A 19,013-nucleotide genomic window follows, 5' to 3' on the forward strand; every position below is an offset into this window, starting at 1 on the left:
ACGTGTATGGGTACCGGTGTTATGAGGATCCGGAGATCGGCAGGTTTGGCCGAGCCGGCATGCGGTGGTAGTGGCGTCAGCGGGACCGATGGGGAGGCGTCGGCGACGCCGGAGGCACAGGGGGCGGGGTTGGTGGAGCTGTGCTGGTGCCGGAGGCCGATCGCTTGAGCGCCACCCGCGCCCGCTCGGTCTGCGAGGGCTGCTCGGGTTCCGGCCGAGAGGTCACGTATTCAGCGGCCCGCACCAGCGCCGGGCCGTGCAGCGACAGCTCGTGCGCGTCGTGCCAGCCCTCGGCGTTCCGGATCTCCTGGGCCCGGCCCTCGTAGAGCGCCCGAGTGCCGGGGAGGGAGCCGTCCATGATCGTCATGACGTCATCCCACTCGCGCTGGATCTGTCCGGCGCGCTTCAAGGCGGCGTCGATGCTGCTCAGGCGCCGGAGGTCCTCGCTGATCGGCCCCCCGAGGTAATCGGCACCAGTAGCAGCAGCTCGGACCCCGGCCAATACCTCGGGACCGTGAGCGAGGAAGACCTCGACGTGTTTCCACGCCTGGGCGTCGCGTACGACCTTGCCGTCCGCGTAGCCCTTCTCGTCCACCGGCCAACCGTCGTGGTCGCAGAAGTAGTCCGAGACGGTGTCCCAGGCGTCTTCTGCCTGCTTGATACCGGCAGAAGCGGAGGCCAGTGCCGGGACGTGTTGCCGCCACGCCATGTGGTCGTTGCCTGCCTGTGACTGATCTTCGTTAGGTGAGGGAGAGCTGGACGAGGTGGGCACGTTGAGTCCTTGGTTCCGGTGGCGGCGCCACCGCGAATGCGGCAGCGAAGGGGGATGGCGGCGGGTGGACGCCGACGGGTTCCTCTGCGTCCCGGCGGAACCGCGTCCGAACGCGGGCTTCGGCACGGCGGCCCGGTGGTGAGCTGGGCTGGGCCGGCCTTTCCAGTCGTCCGGCGGTTCGCTGACACTGAGAATCACCGCAGGGGTGCAGCCCGTCTCGGGAAGCAGGCGATCCGTGAAGGCAGGCAACTCGACTGCGGCTAGCAGCGGTTGAGCTATCCCGACATGCGTGCGTCAGTGTCGAAGAGTTCGCGTTCGGAAGGGTGGAGGAGGTGTTGGGTGACGAAGCTCCGACCGGCGACCTTCCACAGGCCCCTGCCCTTGGTGAGGGAGGAGACGGCCTGGGTTTCTACTCCAGTAAGCCCCAACAGTGCTGCTGCCGCTACTAGTTGATCGCTCTCCTGCCGGTAGATGATGCGTGTGCTGCAGTCCGCGAGGAGCCCCTCGGCCAGTACCCGGCCGCGCGATCCGGCGTCGCCCGCGCTGAGCAGGTCGGAAAGCCGGTGGATGACCAGCAAGTTCGCGATGCCGAGCCCTCGACTGAGCTTCCACTGGCTCTGCATCCGTTCCAGCAGCGCGATGTGCTTCAGGACGCGCCATCCTTCGTCGTAGATCACCCAGCGTCGGCCGCCGCCAGGGTCTGCGAGAGCGGACTCCATCCAGGCGCTGGCGCAGGTCATCGCCAGAACCAGACCGGTGTCGTCGCCTGAGTTACCGAGCCGGGAGAGGTCGATCGAGAGCATCGGCGTCGTCGGGTCGAAGGCGACGGTCGAGGGGGCGTCGAACATCCCGCTGAGGTCTCCATGCACGAGCCGACGCAGGGCGTGGGCAAGGTCCTGAGCTGCGTGACCCATCCCGCCGGCGGGGCTGCCGAAGCCGCGGTCGAGGCGGTCCGGCGAGCCCATGACATCGGCGATGCCGCCGAGGAGCGGCACCGTGCCGCGAACCTTGGCCTCGGCGACGACCAGGTCCAGGCCGAGGTCGAGGGCCGTGTGCTCCATCGGCAGCAGATCGCGGTTCAGCACGGTACGGGCAAGGCTGGCCAGCAGCGCGAGACGCCGTTTGCGTACTTCGGCGGACCAGTCCTCTTCGGTCACCGACGCGGGCCGCGCCGGGGCATCCAGAGGATTGAGACGTCCGGGGAGCCCCGGTCCCAGGGCGATGGTGTGGCCGCCGAGAGCCTGTGCCACGTTCGACCATTCGCCCTTCGGGTCGCTGGGTACGTAGATCTTGTATCCGTGGGCGATGGCGCGCGTCGCGATGGACTTCGCCAGCGCCGACTTCCCCATGCCGATGATTCCCGCCAACACCGCGTTGGGGTTGGTGAAGCCCTCGATCCGCCCGCTGTTGTACAGGGCAAAAGGGTCGTAACAGAAGGCGCCCTCCGCGTGCACGTCCCTGCCGATGAAGATCCCGGACGAGCCGAGGCCGCCCTCGGCGAGGAACGGGTAGGCGCCGCTGACCGTGGCGGTCGTCATCCGGTGAGCGGGCAGCCGCAGCTTGCTACCGCGCGCCGAGGCAGGTCCGGGTCGCCCCGACGCCGGGTAGACCGGTCGCAGCTCCGGGTCGAGGGCGGCCTCCTTGCGGTGCTTGGGCGGCGCCCCGGCCAGTTGTGCCTGGCGGCGGGCGGCGGCGAAACCGGCACGGGCCGCGCGCTGTTGGGCGCGGGATGCCTTGCGGGGGACGAACAGGTGGGAGGCGCTGGCGCGGGTCCTGGGCATGAACGTTTCTCCGGGGGGTGAGTGGTCAGTGGCGGATCTGGCCGGTGAACGGCGCGCGCAGATCGGCGGGGGTGGAGTGGCGCCGTACGAGGCGGGCGGTTCGCTGGTGGCGCTGGCAGATGGTGAGTTCCGGAGCGCCTTTGGGCAGTCCGGGGCGGCATGCTTCCCGTGCGGGAAGGTCGCCGGAGCCGGGCCGGGGGGAAGCGTGGTAGGCGCTGTGGATGTGGTCGGCGGCCTGCCAGATGCGGGTGCGCGCACTGTGGAGGTGATCGCCTGCGACCGGTACGAGGGGCCCGGTGCGTGATGTGTGCGCGTCGAGCAGCCCGTGCAGGGACACGAGGTGGGCGTGTAGGGCGTCCAGCTCGTCCCGGGACGCGACGAGCGGGCCGGCGGGGAGGTTGAGCGCTCGGTGGAAGTCGAGCGCGGCGGTCGCGAAGGGTACGAAGTCCTGCGCGGGCGGGGCAGGGTTACGGGACATGAGGGTGCTCTTTCCGGACGCGGGGAGGCGCGGGCGTCAGGCCGCGAGCGCGAGTGGCATCGCAGCAGCGGTGAAGGCGCTGGCCTGCTGCCAGGTGAGCGGACGCAGGTCGAGTCCGGCGCCGACCGCCGCGGTTTCCACCACCGCGCAGTCGGAGCGCAGCTCCTCTTCGGAGTCGGCGGAGACGGTCAGCAGACCCGTCAGGGCCACATCCGCGTGGCCGGCGATGAGTTGACGCTCACGCGCCTGGATGTCCTGGTACTCGATCGCGTCCGCCTCGGATTCCACCTGGCCACGCCGCGCGCGCTCGGCGGCGTCCGCGACCACGCTCGCCTTCTTGCGCTGGATATCGCGCAGGGCGGCGTCCACGCTCACCGGCTCGTAGGCGAGCGAGAGCGTGCGGCGCACGCCTGCCGTGAACAGGAGCTGGTGCAGGAACCCGGCTCCGACGGTGGTGCGGGGCCAGTTCTCCACCCAGTAGGTGGAGTGGAACGCGGAGTCGGAGACGATGTGGTCGCCCTTCTCCACGACCACGACGGGGCCTGCGGCAGCGGGCTCGGCCTCGGGTCGGCCGGAGGCGGACCAGCGGTCCAGCGCGGGCAGGGCCTTGGGGTCGTACGCCGTGCGCACGACGGCTGCTATCTCGTGGGCAGTGAGCCAGCCGGTGGGGTTGAGTCCGGCGGTCCGCGCGGCCTGTTCGAAGGTCGACGTCAGCTGGGCCAGGACGCTGAAGCTGCCGGTGAGGCCGCCGCCAGCCCGGTTGATCAGCCGCTGGGCGGCCTTGGCGTCCAGGCTGATGGCGACGTACGCCTCGTGCGGCGCGGCGGTGGGGCCTGCGCTCTGGATCAGCTCGGTGTAGATCGGGCCCGCGAGCGGGGTGTCGGGCCGGCCGTGTTCCTCCCAGTACCGGCGAAGGGCGTCGCCGCTGTCGGGGACCGTACGCTCGACGACCTGGATGCGGGCGACGTGCCCGGTACGGGCCAGCGCGGCGAGCGCCCGGCCCCAACCGGCGACGTTCGCGTTCTGCGTGCCCGGGTCCAGGAGCGCGTAGGCGCGGGAGGAGACCTTGACGACGGCGGTCAGCGAACCGGTGTGGGGGTCGTGCACGGCGCCGTACCGCCGGTCGGGCGCGGTGACCACACGTAGGCTGGCGGAGGTGCCCGGCAGATTGAGGTGCCCCTCGCGTACGGGACGTCGGGACGGGCGGGCGAGCCAGATCAACTGGCCCCGCATCCGGCGCAGCGCGTACCGGAGGACGATCGGCGTCCAGTCGGCCAGGGACCGACCGCGCTTGCGGACGAACACGAGCAGGGCGATGGCGCTCCACAGCGGGATGAGCTGGAGTGCGCCGACGACGCCACGGGTCATGATCACGGCGAGCAGCAGCAGCCCGGTGAGCCCGGCGACGATGAGCTGGGGGACGGTCAGGCCGAGCAGCACGCCTCGGCGACTGCGGTGCGGGAACTTGACGGTGGCCGAGGCTGTTTCGGCCTGGGATCGGGCAGACATGGCGGGTCCAGACAGTGGGTGCGAGTGCGGCAGGGCGGAGGGCGCGGCGCTCTTCTGGAGGTCATGGCAGGGCTCCTTCGGTGGTGATCGGGGGAGGCGGGGGCGGACTGCTGGGTGGCAGCCCGCCCCCGTACTCGTGGTGGGTCAGGATCCGGACGGCGGATGGGTCGGGAAGACCCAGTTCGTCTCGGACCCGGTGGGCGACGGACCGGCGCCGGTCGGGGGCGGAGACCCGGGGCCGCCCGGGGAGGCCGAGCCGACGCGTGGCATGCTCCCGCCCGGGATCGGGACCGCAGCGGGCTGGGCTGCGGAGCCGTCCTCGCCTTCGGCGTTTTCCGTGCCGCCGGGCCGGTTGATCAGCGGAGGGATGCCGGGCCGCTGGATGAGGGCCCGTCCCTTGTCACCGGACGCGTCCGGGTTCTCGCCGTACCGGAAGTTCGTCCGTGCCTTCGGCGGTCCGGAGTCGATGCCCTCCTTGCTCAGATTCCCGCCGGTGGGGTTGATGCCGGAGGTGACACCGTCGCTCCCCGCGCCGGGAACCTCGCTGGGCCCCTGAGGGGCGGGGGTGCCGGTGCCGGCCTGCATCGCGAGGGTGCCGGCCGTCTTCGCGGCGCCTGCGGCAACCGCCACTCCGGCGACGCCGGTGCGGTGCAGATCGTCGTTGCTGCCGCCGTCGCTGGCCCAGTGAATGAACTTGTACGTCGCGTAGGGGCAGAGCAATACCAAGATCATGACGACGAGTCCGGCCAGTGCGTCGGAGAGAGCGGCCATGCCGTCCTGGGAGTCGGCCTTGCCCATCGCCGAGACGCCGATGAGGAAGACCACGGTCATCAGGAGCTTGGATACGACGAGCGTTGCGGTGGCCTCGATCCAGCCGCGACGCCAGCGCTTCGCCACCTCCCAGCCGCCGCCAGCCCCGGCGAAGACCGCCAGGGAGACCAGGATCAGCACCCCGACTTTCCGCGCGACCATCACGCACCAGTACATGAACGCGCCGATGGCACAGCCGAAGGCGACCAGGGACGGGACGCCCCAGCCAAGGCCGTACATCGCTCCGAGTTGCTGCACGTTGATGATGCGGCGGATGGCGTCGTCCACCGAGGTGTTCGCTGCTTGGAACAGGCCGTCGGACAGCACGTCGACGACCGTGATCGCGACGGATGTGAAGGCGACGGCGCAGAAGCTGAACAGGACGCCGGTCATCGTGCCGACCGCAGCCTGCGCCAAGGCGCGCTCGTCCCGCCTCCAGGCGGCGGACACCAAGGCGATGCAGAAGAAGCCGACGGTGAGCGCGAGGCCGATCGGAAGTAGTAGTTCGTAGTTGGTCCTGAACCACTGCGCGTTGAGGTCGATCGCGGTGGTCGAGTTCACGGCGTCGGCGGCGAGATCCGCCGCGCTCGCCGCGAGTTCACCCGCGGACTTCGCGATCCACGCCCCGATGCCGTCGGTGACGGCCCCGGCGGGGTTGCTGGCGAAATCGACGGCTCCGCAGACCTTGTCCATCAGCGGAAAGTCGCAGACTCCCATGGCGATACCTCCTTTCTGAGGGTGGGATCAGGGCGCGACGGCCGGCAGAACACCGGCCAGCGTGCAGGGAGAGGAGGGGCGGCACTGGACCGCGAGGGTGGTGACGCGGCTCTCCGCGCCTCCGGCCGGGGAGCCTTTCCACGCGATCGACTGCTTGCCGGAGACCGTCACGGCGTACAGGTAGGTCTGCGTGATCGCGCCGGGATCGTCCTGGAGAGCCCGGGTGAACGAGTCGGGGAAGTGCCCCTCGTTCACGACCCCCTTGGCGCGCTGACCGTTGTTCGCCATCTGCTTCCAGAGCACGGGCGACGGGACGAGCTTGGCGACCGATGCGGTGTCGACGTACTTCTTCTCTCCGGTCATCCACCCGCGCAGCGCGGACAGCAGCGCCTGCTGGGAGTAGGCCCGGGTGTCGTACGACCACAGCGCCGCTGCCGCCGCCTTCCCGTAGGCGATCGGGTCGTGCGTCTTCGGCGGTCGAGGCAGAGGCCGGTGATTTGCGTGCGGAGGCGGCGATGCCGATGGCACCGCGCCGGAAGGACGCGGTGTCGTCGAACTGCTGTGTGGTGCGGGCGTGGAGGGGGCCCTGGCGTCGCGCGTGAGGAAGGCGAGCAGGCCGGCGAGGGCGACGAGCACCACCAGGACGGCGGTGCCGAGCAGCGCCCGGCGGCGCACGCGAGATGCGCCGCCGGGGTTGGAGGAGTGGGCAGGCATCAGCGGACCTGCGTTCCCAGCGTGCTGAAGAAAGCAACGATCCCGTTCGCCGCCCCCAACAGGAGGGCAGCTCCAGAGCTGACCAGCACGCCCTTCTTTCCGTTCGCCTCCGCCTGGTGCCCACCACTGTGATGGCCCCAGGCCCAGACGCCCGCGCTGACGGCGAGCGCGCCGACGATGGCGACGAGGCCGAAGAGGTTGATGGAGCCCATCACCTGCTTGAGGACGGAAAGGCCGGGGAGCCCGCCCTCGTTCGGCTTGATGCCGGGGTCGTAGGCGAGTTGGATGACCTTGTCGGCCAAGTACATAGCGAACTCCAGTTCGATTTAGTGCACGCCGAAGCCCGAGAGGTGGAGCAGCGGCGCGAGAAGAGAGGAAGAGAGGAGAGGAGAGGCCGGGTCAGACGACGCGGCGGGCCGCGAGGATCTGCGGCTTCCAGGAGGCGAGGGTCGTGATGCGCACGACGTCACCGGTCTTCGGCGCGTGCACGATCAGCCCGTGGCCAATCGCCATGCCGACGTGCTCCGGCGTGGCGGCGGACCCCTCGGTGAACAGGAGGTCCCCCGCCCGTACGGAGCCGACCGCTACCGGCTTGCCTTCCTTGACCTGCGTGTAGGTCGTCCGCGTGAGGGAGACCCCGGCGGCCTTGTAGGCGCCCTGCATCAAGGACGAGCAGTCGCACCGGCCCATCGGATCCTTGCCGTGCGAATCAGCGCAGCTCCCACCCCACTGGTACGGGGTGCCGAGCTGGCCCAGAGCCCAGCGGATCGCCGTCTGGACCTTGGCCGGAGCGTCCGCCGGGATCTGGTACTCGTCGGGTACCGACCCGGGCGGGATGGTTCCGAAGTCGGTCCCGTCCGCACCGGTCGTACAGGCCCCCGCAGCGGCCGGAACTCCTCCGGGGCCGGAGGGCGCGGACGACGCGTCGTCGCCTTTCGTGAGCAGAGGCTCGATCGCGCGCTGCAGAGCGGTCGCCAGGGGCTCCCACTTCGCGTACGCCTCGGGGTAACCGCTCAGCTGCACTGCCTGGGCGGCCTGGGTCACGGACAGGGATTCCCAACCCGAGACCTTCTTGAGCCCCTCGTAGAACTTGGTGCTCGCGTGGACCGGGTCGAGGACCTCGGTCGCCGAGCCCCAGCCCTGGGACGGGCGTTGCTGGAAAAGCCCCAATGAGTCACGGTCGCCGTAGTTCAAGTTCCGCAGGCCGCTCTCCTGCAGAGCGGTGGCCAGGGCAACGACCTGCCCCCGGGGAGGGATGTTCATCGCGACGCCGGTGGCCTGGATGGTCTTGGCGTTGGGGATCTGCTCGGCGGGCGCGTCCAGGCCCGGCACGGACACCGAGTCCTTCTCGCCCCCGTCCAGAATCGCCTTCACCTGCTTGGCGACGGCCGTACTGTCCACCGACTGCTCACCGCCGACGGGGCAGGTGGCCGCTGAGGCGTTGCTGGCGGCGTAGCCGAGGAGCGGTAGGGCCAGCAGGGATCCGGTGGCGCAGAGACCGGCGACGGCTCCCAGGGCCTTCTTCATCGCGACCGCCGGTCAACAGCGGGGCGGGGTACGCCGAGAGATGTGTGCGTGGAGGGGTGCGGGCGTATCAGGGCATGCTGCATCGCAGCGGCTCCTCGTGTTCGTAGGAGGCGCGGTGCCGACTTCTCGTGCAAAGCCGTCGGCACCGCGCCGATGTGCGTCCGCCTCTCAGGGCGGGCCCGGGTCACGGGAGTTGGTAGCTCCCGGACACCGGTCTCCGGTCAAGCGCGGCAGCCAGCCGCGCTCGTAATCTCAGGCGATACACCTGGCCTCCTGACAGCGCGTGGAACGAGGGGAAAGCGTGCCACCCCGGGGTGCTCGATAGGACGAGATAACACGGATAAGCACAGGTCAGCCGGGATGAAACGAGGCTTCGTCCCGGTGACACGGCGAGACAGTAGACCGGGAATCCGGCCGCACCAAACGACTCCCGGACCCGGCGCCGCAGCACGGCACACCTCGTTAGGCCCGGCCGGAGATCACGGCTAACCTCCGGAACAACCCCGCCCGAGACGAACGCCGTTGCGCACTGTCCGGAGCGGAAACAGCCCCGTCATGCCCTGAAAGAGGCCCTCCACATGAGCTACACGCTGCACCGAGGCGACGCCCTCACCGTGATGAAGACCCTCCCGGACGAGAGCGTCGACGCCGTCATCACCGACCCCCCGTACAACAGCGGCGGCCGAACCAGCTCCGAGCGCACCGGTCGTACGGCGCGAGCCAAGTACGTCACCAGCAACTCGGCGCACGACCTCGCCACCTTCCCCGGCGAGAACCGTGATCAGCGCTCGTACCGCTCCTGGCTGACCGAGCTGCTGACCGAGGCATACCGGGCATCGACCGAGCACGCGGTCGCCGTCGTCTTCTCGGACTGGCGCCAGGAACCGACGACGTCCGACGCTCTGCAGATGGCGGGGTGGACCTGGAGCGGAACTATCCCGTGGATCAAGCCCGCCAGCCGGCCCCGCAAGGGCGGGTTCAAGCAGTCCGCCGAATTCATCACCTGGGGAGTCAAGGGCAGTCTCGCCAAGGGCCGGGACCTCTACCTGCCCGGCCACTTCATCGCGTCCCAGCCCCGCAAGGGCAGGGTGCACATCACCCAGAAGCCGGTCGAGGTCATGCAGCAGCTCGTACAGATCTGCCGCGAAGGCGGAACGGTGCTCGACCCGTTCACCGGCAGCGGCTCCACAGGCGTCGCGGCCCTGCGCGAAGGCCGCCGCTTCGTGGGCGTCGAACTGTCCTCGCACTACGCCGACGTGGCCGAGCAGCGGCTCCACGCCGAGCTGACCCAGGACGACGTCGCCCTGGCCGGACCGGAGGCATGATCATGAGAGCGAAGAGAGCCTGGGGCCAACGGGCCGCAGACGCCGAAGGGCGGCTGAAGCATCGAGAACCGATGCTCCAGCCGGCCTTCTCTTTACGTCAGGCCGCCTCGAACGCCTTCCGGATCAACGGCGTTGCCCTCTCCAGGTCACCCGCCGACGCGAGTCGCAGCTCCACGTCCCCGGTCCCCAGGTGCCCGATGCCGCGCATGTCCCTGGAGAAGCCCTCCTCCAGCACGACCGAGCCTGGGTCGAGTCTGAGGTAGACCAGGATCACCTCGTGCCTCGGACGGAACAGCACCGACGCCACGTTCACCAGCCGCCGGTAGGCGATGTAATGCCGCAGGGCCGCCACCTCGACCTCGCCCCATGCCGTTAGGGCGTCGTCCAGCTCCGTGTACAGGTCCCGCAGGCACTCCGGGACGAGGCTGGCGCTTCCCGGCGCTGGATCTACCGGCACCGTCGGCGCGTTGACGACTGCGGCCTCCCGCTCCCGGTGCCGCCGGGACGCAGCGGGGTTCGGGGAGCCGGGCGAGGAGTCGACGAGCAGCAGGCTCAGCAGGCCGCCGTCGAAGACGCGGTAGCGCACCAGGTCGATCCGCTCGGGCAGTCGCTGCACGGCCACGCGATCGTGGTGGGAGAACTCGGCCGCGATGCAGACCATCCGCGGTCGACGCCAGTCGATCGACTCGGCGGCCTCCGCGCCCAGCACCCTCCGGACGAGCGCCTCGAACTCGTGGTGCGCCGAGTCCAGCCAGGACAGGTAGGAGACGGCCTGCGACAGCACCCCGCTGTCGGAGCCCTTCTTGAACTCGATCACCACCGGGGCACCGTTTTCGTCCAGCCCCAGCGTGTCGATCCGCCCCCGGTGCCACGGCCCGGTCGTGTACTCCGACGCCAGGAACCGGATACCGAGCATCTGCTCCAGACCGGTTTCGACCCGCCGCTGCAGCTCCACCTCCAGTGCCACCGTCGATCCGGTCAGCTTTACGTCCCGCCCGTCCACGCCCTGCCGGAACAACATCAGCTCGGCCACCAGCGCCCCCTCCCGCGATCTCTGCAAGGGAACCAATCAAACGAACGCGCTCGATATTCCGCCTGCGGTCGACTCGCGTGAACTGGCTTCGGAAAGCCCCGAGGACGCCAGCGCCACCTCCGCGGAATCGAAATTCGGCGGTGGTCCGGCTGTTCGGTCCGTACCGTCAGAGTCATGACGTACAAGTTCGGCGCCAACCGGCAGTGTGCGCGCCGTGTCGATACGGTGCTGCCCAGCTTTCTCGACAGTGCCAACGAAGTGCTCAGCGACGAGGTGATGACGCTGGAGGAGCATAGGGAGATCTTCCCGCTCCTCATGGGCTGGTGGCTGTTCACCCACAGTACGGCTGCAGCGATGATTCACCTGTACCGACAGGGCTTCACGGTTGAGGTCAAGCCGTTGGCGCGTAACCTCTTCGCCCACGCCTTCGCGATGAGCTGGCTCGTCGACAACGGTCCCGCCGCCGTTCAGGCGGTCCACACCTACCTGGAAAAACAGCAGCAGTCCTTCACCAACAACCTGGTGGAGATCAAGTATCCGCTCCCCGAGTCTCCTCGCCCAGTCGTCCTTCGAGTCTTTGAGACCTCGGAGGAGCGCCGCTGGCACCAGAAACTGGTGGGTGAGATCACGTCCTTCGCCAACATGGTTGCCGCGTACAACGTTCCGATGGCCTACCCGCTGTACCGGATGCACAGCGCATACGCCCACACCTCTGCTCAGACGGCGAACGCCTTCATCACGGTTGGGGCCGATGGGCGCGTCGGGTTCACAGCCGAAGCTACCGAGGACAGCCTGACCGATCAGGTGTACATGGCGGTCTCCGTGTTCACCGCAGCACAGGCGATAGGGCCGACGATCAAGGGCGACCCGATGAGGAAGTTACTGGAGAAGGCGATGGGCGACCTGGGGATCTCTGGTGATCTGCGGCCCCGTCGTAAGTCCTGTGCTGCCCCGCGCCCGTAGGCCCGGCCGGCAGGGCATTCCCTTGCGTAGCCCTTCGGTCTGGCGCGGCCCCGCAGGAGGGGGTGTGCGGACGCGTGCAGAGGCGCGCAGGCAGGTTGCTGTAGAGGATCCACAAGCTGCGTGAAGCCCCATGCTGACGCTATGGACGCGTTCTCCCATGGCCGGACGCCTTTGGACGACGTAACCTCAGCGAGGACAGACTAACCAGCCGCGCATGCTCTGATCAGGTAAAACGTCACTCTGTAGTACGGCCAGGCATCACGTAGCATGATCGCTCACGGTCTCGTAATGCGTAGGTTTCGGGTTGGTGTTGATCCGTGTGGTCTGACTCATGGGCGACCGACGCTGTTGACTGCTTCGGTCAACCCCTGTGCCCCGTTGAGGAGCAATTCATCCAGGAGGTTCAGGATGTCGGAGCGGCGTGAGGCGGTGCCAGCTTGAGTGTAGGCGCGGACAAGTATCTCGCCGATGTGGTGTGCGTCTGCTGCTGCACGGGTGGAAATGTCCCCGGAATCAGCGCCGTGCTCTTCGATGAAGCGACGGACGCATTGCAGGATCAGAGCGTCGACTCGATCAGGCGCCTGTTCCAGAGTGATCAACAGTTGGGGGAGAGCATGGCTGAAGGCCGGCGAAGCCATGAGGTCGGTGAGTTGCTTCCGGAACGGGCGAAGTCGTCGGCCCCGCAGGGCTGAAGCTGTTGCTGCTGCGGCCTCACGCACTTGCTGGTTCGGGTCGTGGAAGAACTGGCTGAGCGCTTCGTGGGCCAGGGCGAGATCGCCGGTGCTGGAGAGCCTCTGCGCACACAGATCGGCGGCCCCTTCGCGCTGTGCGCTGTCGTCACCTTCGAGGACCGCTCGCAACAGGACCGGCATGTCCCACTGCATCGCCCCCAGCGCCGCGAGGAATCCGCCCGAGCGCCGTACATCTTCGTCGGCGGATGACAGCATTCGCTGGATCACCGGCTTGACCACGGAAGGATCTTCGTAGCCCACGGCCACGGTGAGGCGCACCACTCGCGGAGTGGCGAGCAGTGCATCATCTGCTCGGATGAGCACGTGGAACGCTGCGGTGGCTTGAGGGCCGGCATGGCGCATGGCGGCGAGGAGGATGTGGGCGGAGCAGGAGCGGACTGCAAGGGACGGATCGGCCGCTATGCGATGCAGATGGGGAGCCACAAGCGCGGTGCGGGAGCCGTCCGAGTCGTAGAGAAGTAAATCGCCCAAGCCTTCGGAGGCACTTCCTCGGACTGTGTTGATGCCGATGAAGTACAGATCAGGGTTGCTGTGCTCAATTGGTTCGTTTCCCGGGTGGTCGGATTGGAGAGCCCTGTTGAGGATGAGCTCGACCAGATCAGGCGGTACGGCCCCCAGGTACTTCTGGAACGGTCGGCCGAGCCAACGATCGTGCTCTGGCAGCCCCAGGCTGCCGAGATGCCTTACCGCGGCGAAGACCGGTGCCGGGTCGCGGAGCTTTTCGGCCTTGCCGAGCCCCAAGAGCAGTGAAGCGCCGTACGCGGGGTGAATTTCGCGGTCCAGGTCGAGCGCGAGCCGGGCGAACCGTTCAGGTTGCTCAACCGTTTGGCTCTCGAGCACTTGGCGCAGCTCACCGACGCCCCCTGTGTGAGTCTTCCAGTCGGTGTGGTCCTCACGGTGCTTTCTCATGGCCCGCAACCACTGGGCGTCGGTCATCCGCCGGGCTGCCTCTTCGGCGATGGGAGACTCGATGGTTCCTACGGTGAATTCCGTCGGCTCCTCTGGCTCGCGTACACCACCATGGCGGCGGAGCTCCCCCAGGCGCCGAGCCCCTCGCTCCGAGAGCTTCGGCTCGGGCAACGCGGACAACAGTGCGAACTCGTCCCAGGGCGAGAGCTCCTCCTTGGGGGGAAGGCGGAGGTGGAGCACGGCTGCCTCAAGCTGTCGGAGGGTTTCGCTGGGGAGGCAAGGGCTGACGGAGCGGATGACCTGGCGTGCACCCCAGACCGCGTGATTCGCATACCCGGCCAGCAGGCGGTGCCGGCCTTCAAGCAACAGCTCGGCCGACCATGGGGCGAGGGCCTCTCCCGCAACATCCAGAGCCTGGTACAGAAGCCACTGTGCCGTTTCGTACGGGGTGGCCACCAGTTCCTCCAGGAGCGGGCGGAGCTGAGAAGGGGAGTCAAGGGCACTGGCTCGCAGTGCCGCGGTCGCACCGTTGAGCAGGGCAGAGTCCAACGCCCCGGCCTCCTGGTCCGGCCAGCGGAAGGCGAAGTGGCCGTCACTGACAGGCCAGCCGGCTCGCGCAGGATGAGCGGTGGCTTCCATGACCTTCAGAAGAACGGGCAGTAGACGGGTACAAAAGGATGCGGGAGCACCGGTGGAGGCGTGCTCCACCAAGCGCAGGGCAAAGTGATCCTTGCTGAGGAGAGCGGTGACTCGTCGGTGATCGTCGAGCCGTAGAGCGTCCGGTCGCTCAGAGAGATGGGCGACGAGCAGATCGACCGCCCACTCCGGTTGCTGCTTGCCGAGGTCGCGTACGGAGATCCAGAGAGGGCGCTCGTAGGCCGCGCACCGGCCGGCCCGCACTGCGCTCAACAGCAGGTCGAAGAGCGGCCTGCTGTCTCCAACCTCGGCGAAACGAGTGATCCCGAGCAACCAGGGAAGATATTCCGGATGCGCGGTGTGGGGCGCCAGGAGTTCGGCCACGCGATCGGGGTACTGCTTGACGGCGCCGGTCATGATCCTGAGCGCCCACGCACGCGCCTGCGGATCGTGCCCACCGAGCCAGTCCTCGATCACCCCATCGGCGTCGGCGCAGGCGAACCAGCCGACGCAGGTGAGGGTGTGCACCAGACGATCCAGGTAAGCGGGCCGAGTCTCCAGCACTCGTGCTACGGCCTCCCACTCCTCGGCCGTCGGCGTCTCCAGGCTGCCGAGCAGCGCGAGTGTCGCTTCCTTGATGTGGTAGCGGATGTCCTGGCACAACAGCAGCGCCTCGAACTCCTCGACAAACCGCTCGCGATCCAACTCCCGCAAATGACTGAGAATCTGGCGAACCTGGCTGCGTCGGAAGAGCTCCTGTTCGCTGCCTGTGAGGAAAGCGACCAGGGTCTCGTTGCGGTGCACCCAGCCGCGTGCGAATGCGTAGTCGAAAAAGCTCTCGTGGAAGAAGGCGATCCGCTGACCGTCATGCACGAGTACGTGCTCCGAAACCAACGTGTCCCTGCTGACAGAGAGACCGTCTCCGTCAAGGATGGTGTGAGGGACTGACAACTGCTGTCGACGGCTGATGGCCTCGGCGATAGTGGAGACCGTTTCCTGGAATCGTGCGTCTGGATTGCGGCGTCGGCATTCCCTCTCCTTGTGATTCCAGAAAGAATCGAAGAGTTGCTGAGTGGTCCGGAAGGTCAGCGCTCCTTCCTTGTCGGCAACCTGGGCGAGTAGTACCAGATGCAGCGGAGACCGCAGCTGCCGCCGCTGATCAGGGCCGATGTCAGCTGTATCGAGCCCCATGGCGGGAATGGCCGAGTCGATCTGTTCGTCGTCGAGCTCCCCGACGGTGACGCGGGCGCAGCGCTCCGGATCGGTGAGCTGTCGGATGCGGTGGTCGTGCTCGGCGTCGAACCCCCGGCAGGCGAGGATGATCCGCATGGTGGGATAGGCACTCGCCTCACGCACCAGATCGGCGACGGCGTCGAAGGTGTTCGGGATGCGCCCAGACATCACGCTGACGGCGTCGAGCTGGTCCACGATCAGGACAGACGGCCGCCCGTCCGCCAAGGTGGCGAGCGCGCTGACAGGCGATGTGGTCAGGCCGATGCGCTTGCCCAGCTCGGTCGTGGTGGAAAAGGCGCCCAGTCGGTCGAGCCGGAACGCCAGCACCGGAGTGTCCTCGACGTTCAGACCGGTGAACGCTTGGTACAGCACGGCGCTTTTGCCGGCCCCGGCGGCGCCCGTGAGCAGGGTGAGCTGGGGGCCGTCGGCCGCTCGCTCCGTCAGCAGGGCAGCCTCCGGGCGGGGGATGACCTGCTGGAGGAGATCCCGTTCGGCGCTCGCTGCCCAGCGCTGTGTGGCCTCGCCTACCGCGTCGGCCACGGTCCCGCCGTCCAGCAGACGCACGCGCCGCAGCCTGTACCTCGGGAGCCGGGCGGTGATGGCCGCGGCGTCGAGACGAACGCCCAGTGCGTCGTTGAGAAGATCCCCCAGCGCGAGGGCTGCCACGTGGCCGGGGGCGCCGGCCAGGACTTGTTCCGCGAGGGTGGCATTCATCGAGATGATGTCCCGCTCGTCGGGCCACTCCACCCACAGAGAGCGGAGCATGCGCCATGCCGCCTCGGGGGTGCCGTAGATCTTCGAGGAGGAGAGTTTTTTGAAGGCTGTCTCAAGATCTTCGGCCGCCAGCCGGTGACGAACGAAGGAAGCATAGTCATCCGAGTTGCGGGCCCGGTCGCTGAGCTCCTGGAGTGGCCGGGCGGGTACCGTGGACACGAAGTGGAAGTCGTGACCGGCCTCGGCGTGTGTGCGGAGATGCCGCCAAATCTCCTTCTCGTGGAGCGAAGCCGCAGTCCAGCTATTGGCATTCCGGTTCTGCCGCTTGACTTGATGTACCTCGGTTCGGCCGTTGGAGCGGTAGACGAACTCGGTTCCCTCGCCCAGGATGCCGTCCGGTTCGAGAGTGATCGATTCGCCCTCACCGCGCAGGACGTAGAGGGCATGTCTGATCGTCCACATGCTCTCGTAGCGATTGCCCAACTTATCCGCTTTGCCGCCTGGCTCCGGAGCCATCGGTCCCCCTTGCTGCCGGACGGCTTCCCGTCCTCGCCCTGTGCGTGATGCACGAATTGTCACCGTAGTTTGGCATCGCGGTGTTGCCGGGCGCGGGACGGGCCGTTGCGATCACCAGTCTGGTGTCGGCGTCGACGATGACCTGCACGGGTGCGGAGAGTCGGCCCACGATCCACGGGCGGTCCGTTGCGTTGGCGGAGCGTGCCGCGGGCTCGATTGCCCGAAGTGGCCCCAGCGGCTGGATGACCAGGCACTCGGTGGTCGGTGAGCATCCGAACAGCGGCGCGAGCTGCCGCATCGCGAGGTTGGTTGGGTTGTGCACGGCCACCAGCAGGACCTGGTCCGCCAGCGCAAGGACCAATGGCCGCCCTCTGGCGGGCCCACCCCCGTCCCGCTCCTGGGCGACGTCCGGTAGTCGATCAGACTGCCGAATCCGCAACCCCAGTGCATGTTTCCACCCACAACAGCTCAGCTCTCAACACCCCACCCATGCAGGGGAACTACCCGTACCGCAGCCTTCTGCCGTTCGCTTTAGGCTGGGGTTTACCCGCGACCTGACCAAGTCCCGCCCCTGGCGACTCCAGGCTCCGCCGCCCCCTTCATCATTGGCTATTTGGGGGTGTGGAAGGCTCGTTAGCGTAGACTTTCGGTTTAGCCAAACGGCTCTTCGCGCGTGATTCTCTCCGGCAGTTGCTGACTGTCGTCGAGAGGAAGCCCAGTGAGCCAGAATTTCTTGAGTGCCAAGGAAACCGCGAAGTATCTGAACATGTCGGTGCCGTGGGTGTATCGCGAAGCCGTCCGCGCGGGCCTCGTTCCGTATAAGTTCGGGAGTGGGCGGAACGCCAAGCTTCAGTTCAAGGTGGCGGAGGTTCAAGCCTGGGTGAAACAGCAGCGGCTGTCGGGCAGTTGAGGTCGCTTGATCCGATGTGTGCGAGGCCCCCTCCTTGGCCGCGGAGGGGGCCTCGCACGTTCAGGCGGCGAGGTCGAGGTTCAGGACCTTGGCGGCGCGCCCGATCGAGCCGGGCATGAGGTGGCGGTAGATCTTGAAGGTGATGTCGAGGCTGCGGTGGCCCATCCATTCCGCGACGTCGGTGATGGGGATGTTGTGGGTGAGGCAGTTGGAGGCGAAGAAGTGGCGGAAGCCGTAGACAACCATGCCTTCGGGGATCTCGACGAGGCCGGCCTTCTTCATGCGCTGCCACTGGTTCCCGATCCAGTAGTTGAGCATCGGCTTGGTCAGGTCTCGCGGGCTGCGGAGCAGGTAGCCGTCGATGGTGCCGTACGTGTCCGCGTACCACTGGATGGAGTGCTTAACCTGTGCCGGGAGCGGGACGTCGCGGTAGTCGCCGACCTTGCGATGCTTGAGGGGGGCGTAGGCCTTCGTGGTCTGGTTGACCTGCTCGGTTATCCGGTACACGTCGTCGGCCACGATGTTGTTGATGTTGACGGCCAGCGCTTCCCCGTTGCGCATACCGCAGCCGCTCATGAGGCCGGCGACAAGGCGGAACACGTCGTCGCCGGCGGTGCGTATGCCGTGGAGCTGGGTGGGGGAGGGGATGACGGCGCGCTTGGGGTCGTACTGCGGGGGCTTGACGCCGTCGAGCGGGTTGTCGTCGTAGAGGCCGAGCCGGTGGGCGTCCAGCAGGATCGATTTGAGCTTGTCGAAGGCGTTGGACTGAGTGGCCAGGCCGACGCCGTTGCGCTCCATGGACTGGATGAAGGCTTCGACGACCTTGTGGTCGAAGGTGCCCATCCGGCGGCTCCGGAAAGCGGGGTAGAGGTGGTGTACGAGCAGCGAGTCAAGGTGTCGCCGGGAGCTGGGGCTGAGGTCGCGCTGGCTGGCCTTCCACTCGGTGGCGTACTGCTCGAACCGCATCGGGCCGTACTTCTGGATGCGCTCGGCTTTGTGCTGGTTCTGTGGGCTGTTCTTCCGGGCCTGGTAGACCTCGGCGAGGCGGGCCTTCGCCTTCTCCTGGGTGGAGAAGCCGGATTCCTCGGCCTGCCGTCCGGCCGCGTTGCGGTAGCGGATCTTGTAATCGTGCGGGCACTTCGGCCATCGGCTTTCAGGGTGCTCGCACTCCTTGAAGAAGCTTCCCATGCCGCGGACGAGGTTAATGGTGGCCATGTTGTCGACTCCCGGGCGTCTTGCTGACCTTTTGCTGACCCCGGATGATCGATCAAGCCCCTGAGCTGGGATGAAACGGAAAATCGATGTTATGTTCTGGAACTGGATCGGACGTTCGCAGGAGGAGATCGAACAGGCCCGCCGGGACTGGATGGAGGGGACCCGGTTCGGGCAGGTCAAGGGCTACGACGGGGCTCCGCTGCCTGCCCCTGAGTTGCCGGCGGTGCCGCTGAAGCCGCGGGGGAGGGTGCGCTGATCCACGGGAACGTCCGAGACCTGGCCGGCGGCCCGGGGATGGCCGAGGTCCTCGCTCCGGCAGGTCCGCGACGACCTCGGTGCGAGTCCCCGTCCTGCCGAGCGCAGGCAGCGGTCGGCTCTGGCCGGGGCCGCGGCGGCCCGCAGGAGCTTCTTGTCGGGCTTGCCGCATCCGTCAGCGCCTGAGCGCCCCGGAGCAGGCGACGCGGTCGGGCTCGTACATCACGCCCCGCCCCTCACGCCC

14 protein-coding genes and 2 pseudogenes are annotated in these 19,013 nt (G+C 67.8%); 4 read left to right on the plus strand and 12 right to left on the minus strand.

Translation table 11 applies throughout. The features are described 5' to 3' along the window. Positions 1-76 precede the first annotated feature (76 nt). The 8 genes from HET64_RS08045 to HET64_RS08080 all read right to left on the minus strand — a co-directional run bounded on the left by HET64_RS08045 (position 77) and on the right by HET64_RS08080 (position 8,308). On the minus strand, positions 77-709 hold the full coding sequence (locus HET64_RS08045) for a hypothetical protein (RefSeq protein WP_215103360.1): 633 nt from the start codon (positions 707-709) through the stop codon (positions 77-79). A gap of 338 nt (positions 710-1,047) precedes the next feature. Beyond that, positions 1,048-2,553 (minus strand): ATP-binding protein, encoded by a 1,506-nt coding sequence (locus HET64_RS08050; RefSeq protein WP_215103361.1) that lies wholly within the window; start codon positions 2,551-2,553, stop codon positions 1,048-1,050. Between the two features lie 25 nt (positions 2,554-2,578). Next, positions 2,579-3,031, minus strand: a complete 453-nt coding sequence (locus HET64_RS08055; protein WP_215103362.1) for a DUF6238 family protein — start codon at positions 3,029-3,031, stop codon at positions 2,579-2,581. A 36-nt stretch (positions 3,032-3,067) separates the two neighbouring features. Beyond that, positions 3,068-4,540 carry an SCO6880 family protein gene (locus HET64_RS08060; RefSeq protein ID WP_215103363.1) on the minus strand — a complete coding sequence of 491 codons (1,473 nt, stop codon included), beginning with the start codon at positions 4,538-4,540 and terminating at the stop codon, positions 3,068-3,070. A 144-nt stretch (positions 4,541-4,684) separates the two neighbouring features. Beyond that, complete coding sequence (locus tag HET64_RS08065; protein WP_215103364.1) at positions 4,685-6,067, minus strand: type IV secretion system protein; 1,383 nt, start codon at positions 6,065-6,067, stop codon at positions 4,685-4,687. 27 nt (positions 6,068-6,094) lie between these two features. Then, positions 6,095-6,781 carry a hypothetical protein gene (locus HET64_RS08070; protein WP_215103365.1) on the minus strand — a complete coding sequence of 229 codons (687 nt, stop codon included), beginning with the start codon at positions 6,779-6,781 and terminating at the stop codon, positions 6,095-6,097. Further along, entirely contained in the window at positions 6,781-7,089 is a 309-nt protein-coding gene (locus HET64_RS08075; RefSeq protein WP_030578070.1) for a DUF6112 family protein, read from the minus strand. The genes HET64_RS08070 and HET64_RS08075 overlap by 1 nt, the downstream gene beginning before the upstream one ends. Positions 7,090-7,180: 91 nt before the next feature. Further along, positions 7,181-8,308 (minus strand): C40 family peptidase, encoded by a 1,128-nt coding sequence (locus HET64_RS08080; RefSeq protein ID WP_215103366.1) that lies wholly within the window; start codon positions 8,306-8,308, stop codon positions 7,181-7,183. Between the two features lie 578 nt (positions 8,309-8,886). Here HET64_RS08080 and HET64_RS08085 point away from each other — a divergent pair. Next, positions 8,887-9,633 carry a DNA methyltransferase gene (locus HET64_RS08085; RefSeq protein WP_215103367.1) on the plus strand — a complete coding sequence of 249 codons (747 nt, stop codon included), beginning with the start codon at positions 8,887-8,889 and terminating at the stop codon, positions 9,631-9,633. Positions 9,634-9,730: 97 nt separating this feature from the next. Here the strand turns inward: HET64_RS08085 and HET64_RS08090 are convergent, their stop codons facing one another. After that, positions 9,731-10,666, minus strand: coding sequence for a DUF5655 domain-containing protein (locus tag HET64_RS08090; protein ID WP_215103374.1), 936 nt, complete (start codon positions 10,664-10,666; stop codon positions 9,731-9,733). Between the two features lie 174 nt (positions 10,667-10,840). Here HET64_RS08090 and HET64_RS08095 point away from each other — a divergent pair, with 174 nt between their 5' ends. Then, a complete protein-coding gene (locus HET64_RS08095) occupies positions 10,841-11,629 on the plus strand; it encodes a DUF5677 domain-containing protein (protein ID WP_215103368.1) in 789 nt (262 codons plus the stop codon). 329 nt (positions 11,630-11,958) lie between these two features. Here HET64_RS08095 and HET64_RS08100 read toward each other — a convergent pair whose 3' ends face one another. Beyond that, positions 11,959-16,389, minus strand: coding sequence for a hypothetical protein (locus HET64_RS08100; protein ID WP_251144962.1), 4,431 nt, complete (start codon positions 16,387-16,389; stop codon positions 11,959-11,961). A 76-nt stretch (positions 16,390-16,465) separates the two neighbouring features. Further along, positions 16,466-16,880 (minus strand): annotated as a pseudogene (locus HET64_RS40025) (IS5/IS1182 family transposase); the annotation flags it as partial. 227 nt (positions 16,881-17,107) lie between these two features. On the opposite strand from HET64_RS40025, the gene HET64_RS08105 reads away from it, so the two are divergent. Continuing rightward, the gene (locus tag HET64_RS08105; protein ID WP_215103369.1) at positions 17,108-17,299 is read left to right on the plus strand and encodes an AlpA family transcriptional regulator; all 192 of its coding nucleotides are present in this window, start codon (positions 17,108-17,110) and stop codon (positions 17,297-17,299) included. A 60-nt stretch (positions 17,300-17,359) separates the two neighbouring features. On the opposite strand, the gene HET64_RS08110 is transcribed toward HET64_RS08105, so the two are convergent. Beyond that, positions 17,360-18,514 carry a tyrosine-type recombinase/integrase gene (locus HET64_RS08110; RefSeq protein ID WP_251144963.1) on the minus strand — a complete coding sequence of 385 codons (1,155 nt, stop codon included), beginning with the start codon at positions 18,512-18,514 and terminating at the stop codon, positions 17,360-17,362. A gap of 88 nt (positions 18,515-18,602) precedes the next feature. Between HET64_RS08110 and HET64_RS08115 the strand changes: the two are divergent. Further along, positions 18,603-18,770, plus strand: a pseudogene (locus HET64_RS08115) (pirin family protein); the annotation flags it as partial. Between the last annotated feature and the right edge of the window lie 243 nt (positions 18,771-19,013).

It is taken from the genome of Streptomyces sp. McG3, from assembly GCF_018619185.1.
In the GTDB taxonomy this organism is placed as follows: domain Bacteria; phylum Actinomycetota; class Actinomycetes; order Streptomycetales; family Streptomycetaceae; genus Streptomyces.

What these genes read in the sequence shown, in the direction of transcription:
- HET64_RS08045 (WP_215103360.1), bottom strand. Translation starts at nt 709, where the DNA reads ATGGCGTGGCGGCAACACGTCCCGGCACTGGCCTCCGCTTCTGCCGGT.
- HET64_RS08050 (WP_215103361.1), bottom strand. Translation starts at nt 2,553, where the DNA reads ATGCCCAGGACCCGCGCCAGCGCCTCCCACCTGTTCGTCCCCCGCAAG.
- HET64_RS08055 (WP_215103362.1), bottom strand. Translation starts at nt 3,031, where the DNA reads ATGTCCCGTAACCCTGCCCCGCCCGCGCAGGACTTCGTACCCTTCGCG.
- HET64_RS08060 (WP_215103363.1), bottom strand. Translation starts at nt 4,540, where the DNA reads ATGTCTGCCCGATCCCAGGCCGAAACAGCCTCGGCCACCGTCAAGTTC.
- HET64_RS08065 (WP_215103364.1), bottom strand. Translation starts at nt 6,067, where the DNA reads ATGGGAGTCTGCGACTTTCCGCTGATGGACAAGGTCTGCGGAGCCGTC.
- HET64_RS08070 (WP_215103365.1), bottom strand. Translation starts at nt 6,781, where the DNA reads ATGCCTGCCCACTCCTCCAACCCCGGCGGCGCATCTCGCGTGCGCCGC.
- HET64_RS08075 (WP_030578070.1), bottom strand. Translation starts at nt 7,089, where the DNA reads ATGTACTTGGCCGACAAGGTCATCCAACTCGCCTACGACCCCGGCATC.
- HET64_RS08080 (WP_215103366.1), bottom strand. Translation starts at nt 8,308, where the DNA reads ATGAAGAAGGCCCTGGGAGCCGTCGCCGGTCTCTGCGCCACCGGATCC.
- HET64_RS08085 (WP_215103367.1), top strand. Translation starts at nt 8,887, where the DNA reads ATGAGCTACACGCTGCACCGAGGCGACGCCCTCACCGTGATGAAGACC.
- HET64_RS08095 (WP_215103368.1), top strand. Translation starts at nt 10,841, where the DNA reads ATGACGTACAAGTTCGGCGCCAACCGGCAGTGTGCGCGCCGTGTCGAT.
- HET64_RS08100 (WP_251144962.1), bottom strand. Translation starts at nt 16,389, where the DNA reads ATGGCTCCGGAGCCAGGCGGCAAAGCGGATAAGTTGGGCAATCGCTAC.
- HET64_RS08110 (WP_251144963.1), bottom strand. Translation starts at nt 18,514, where the DNA reads ATGGCCACCATTAACCTCGTCCGCGGCATGGGAAGCTTCTTCAAGGAG.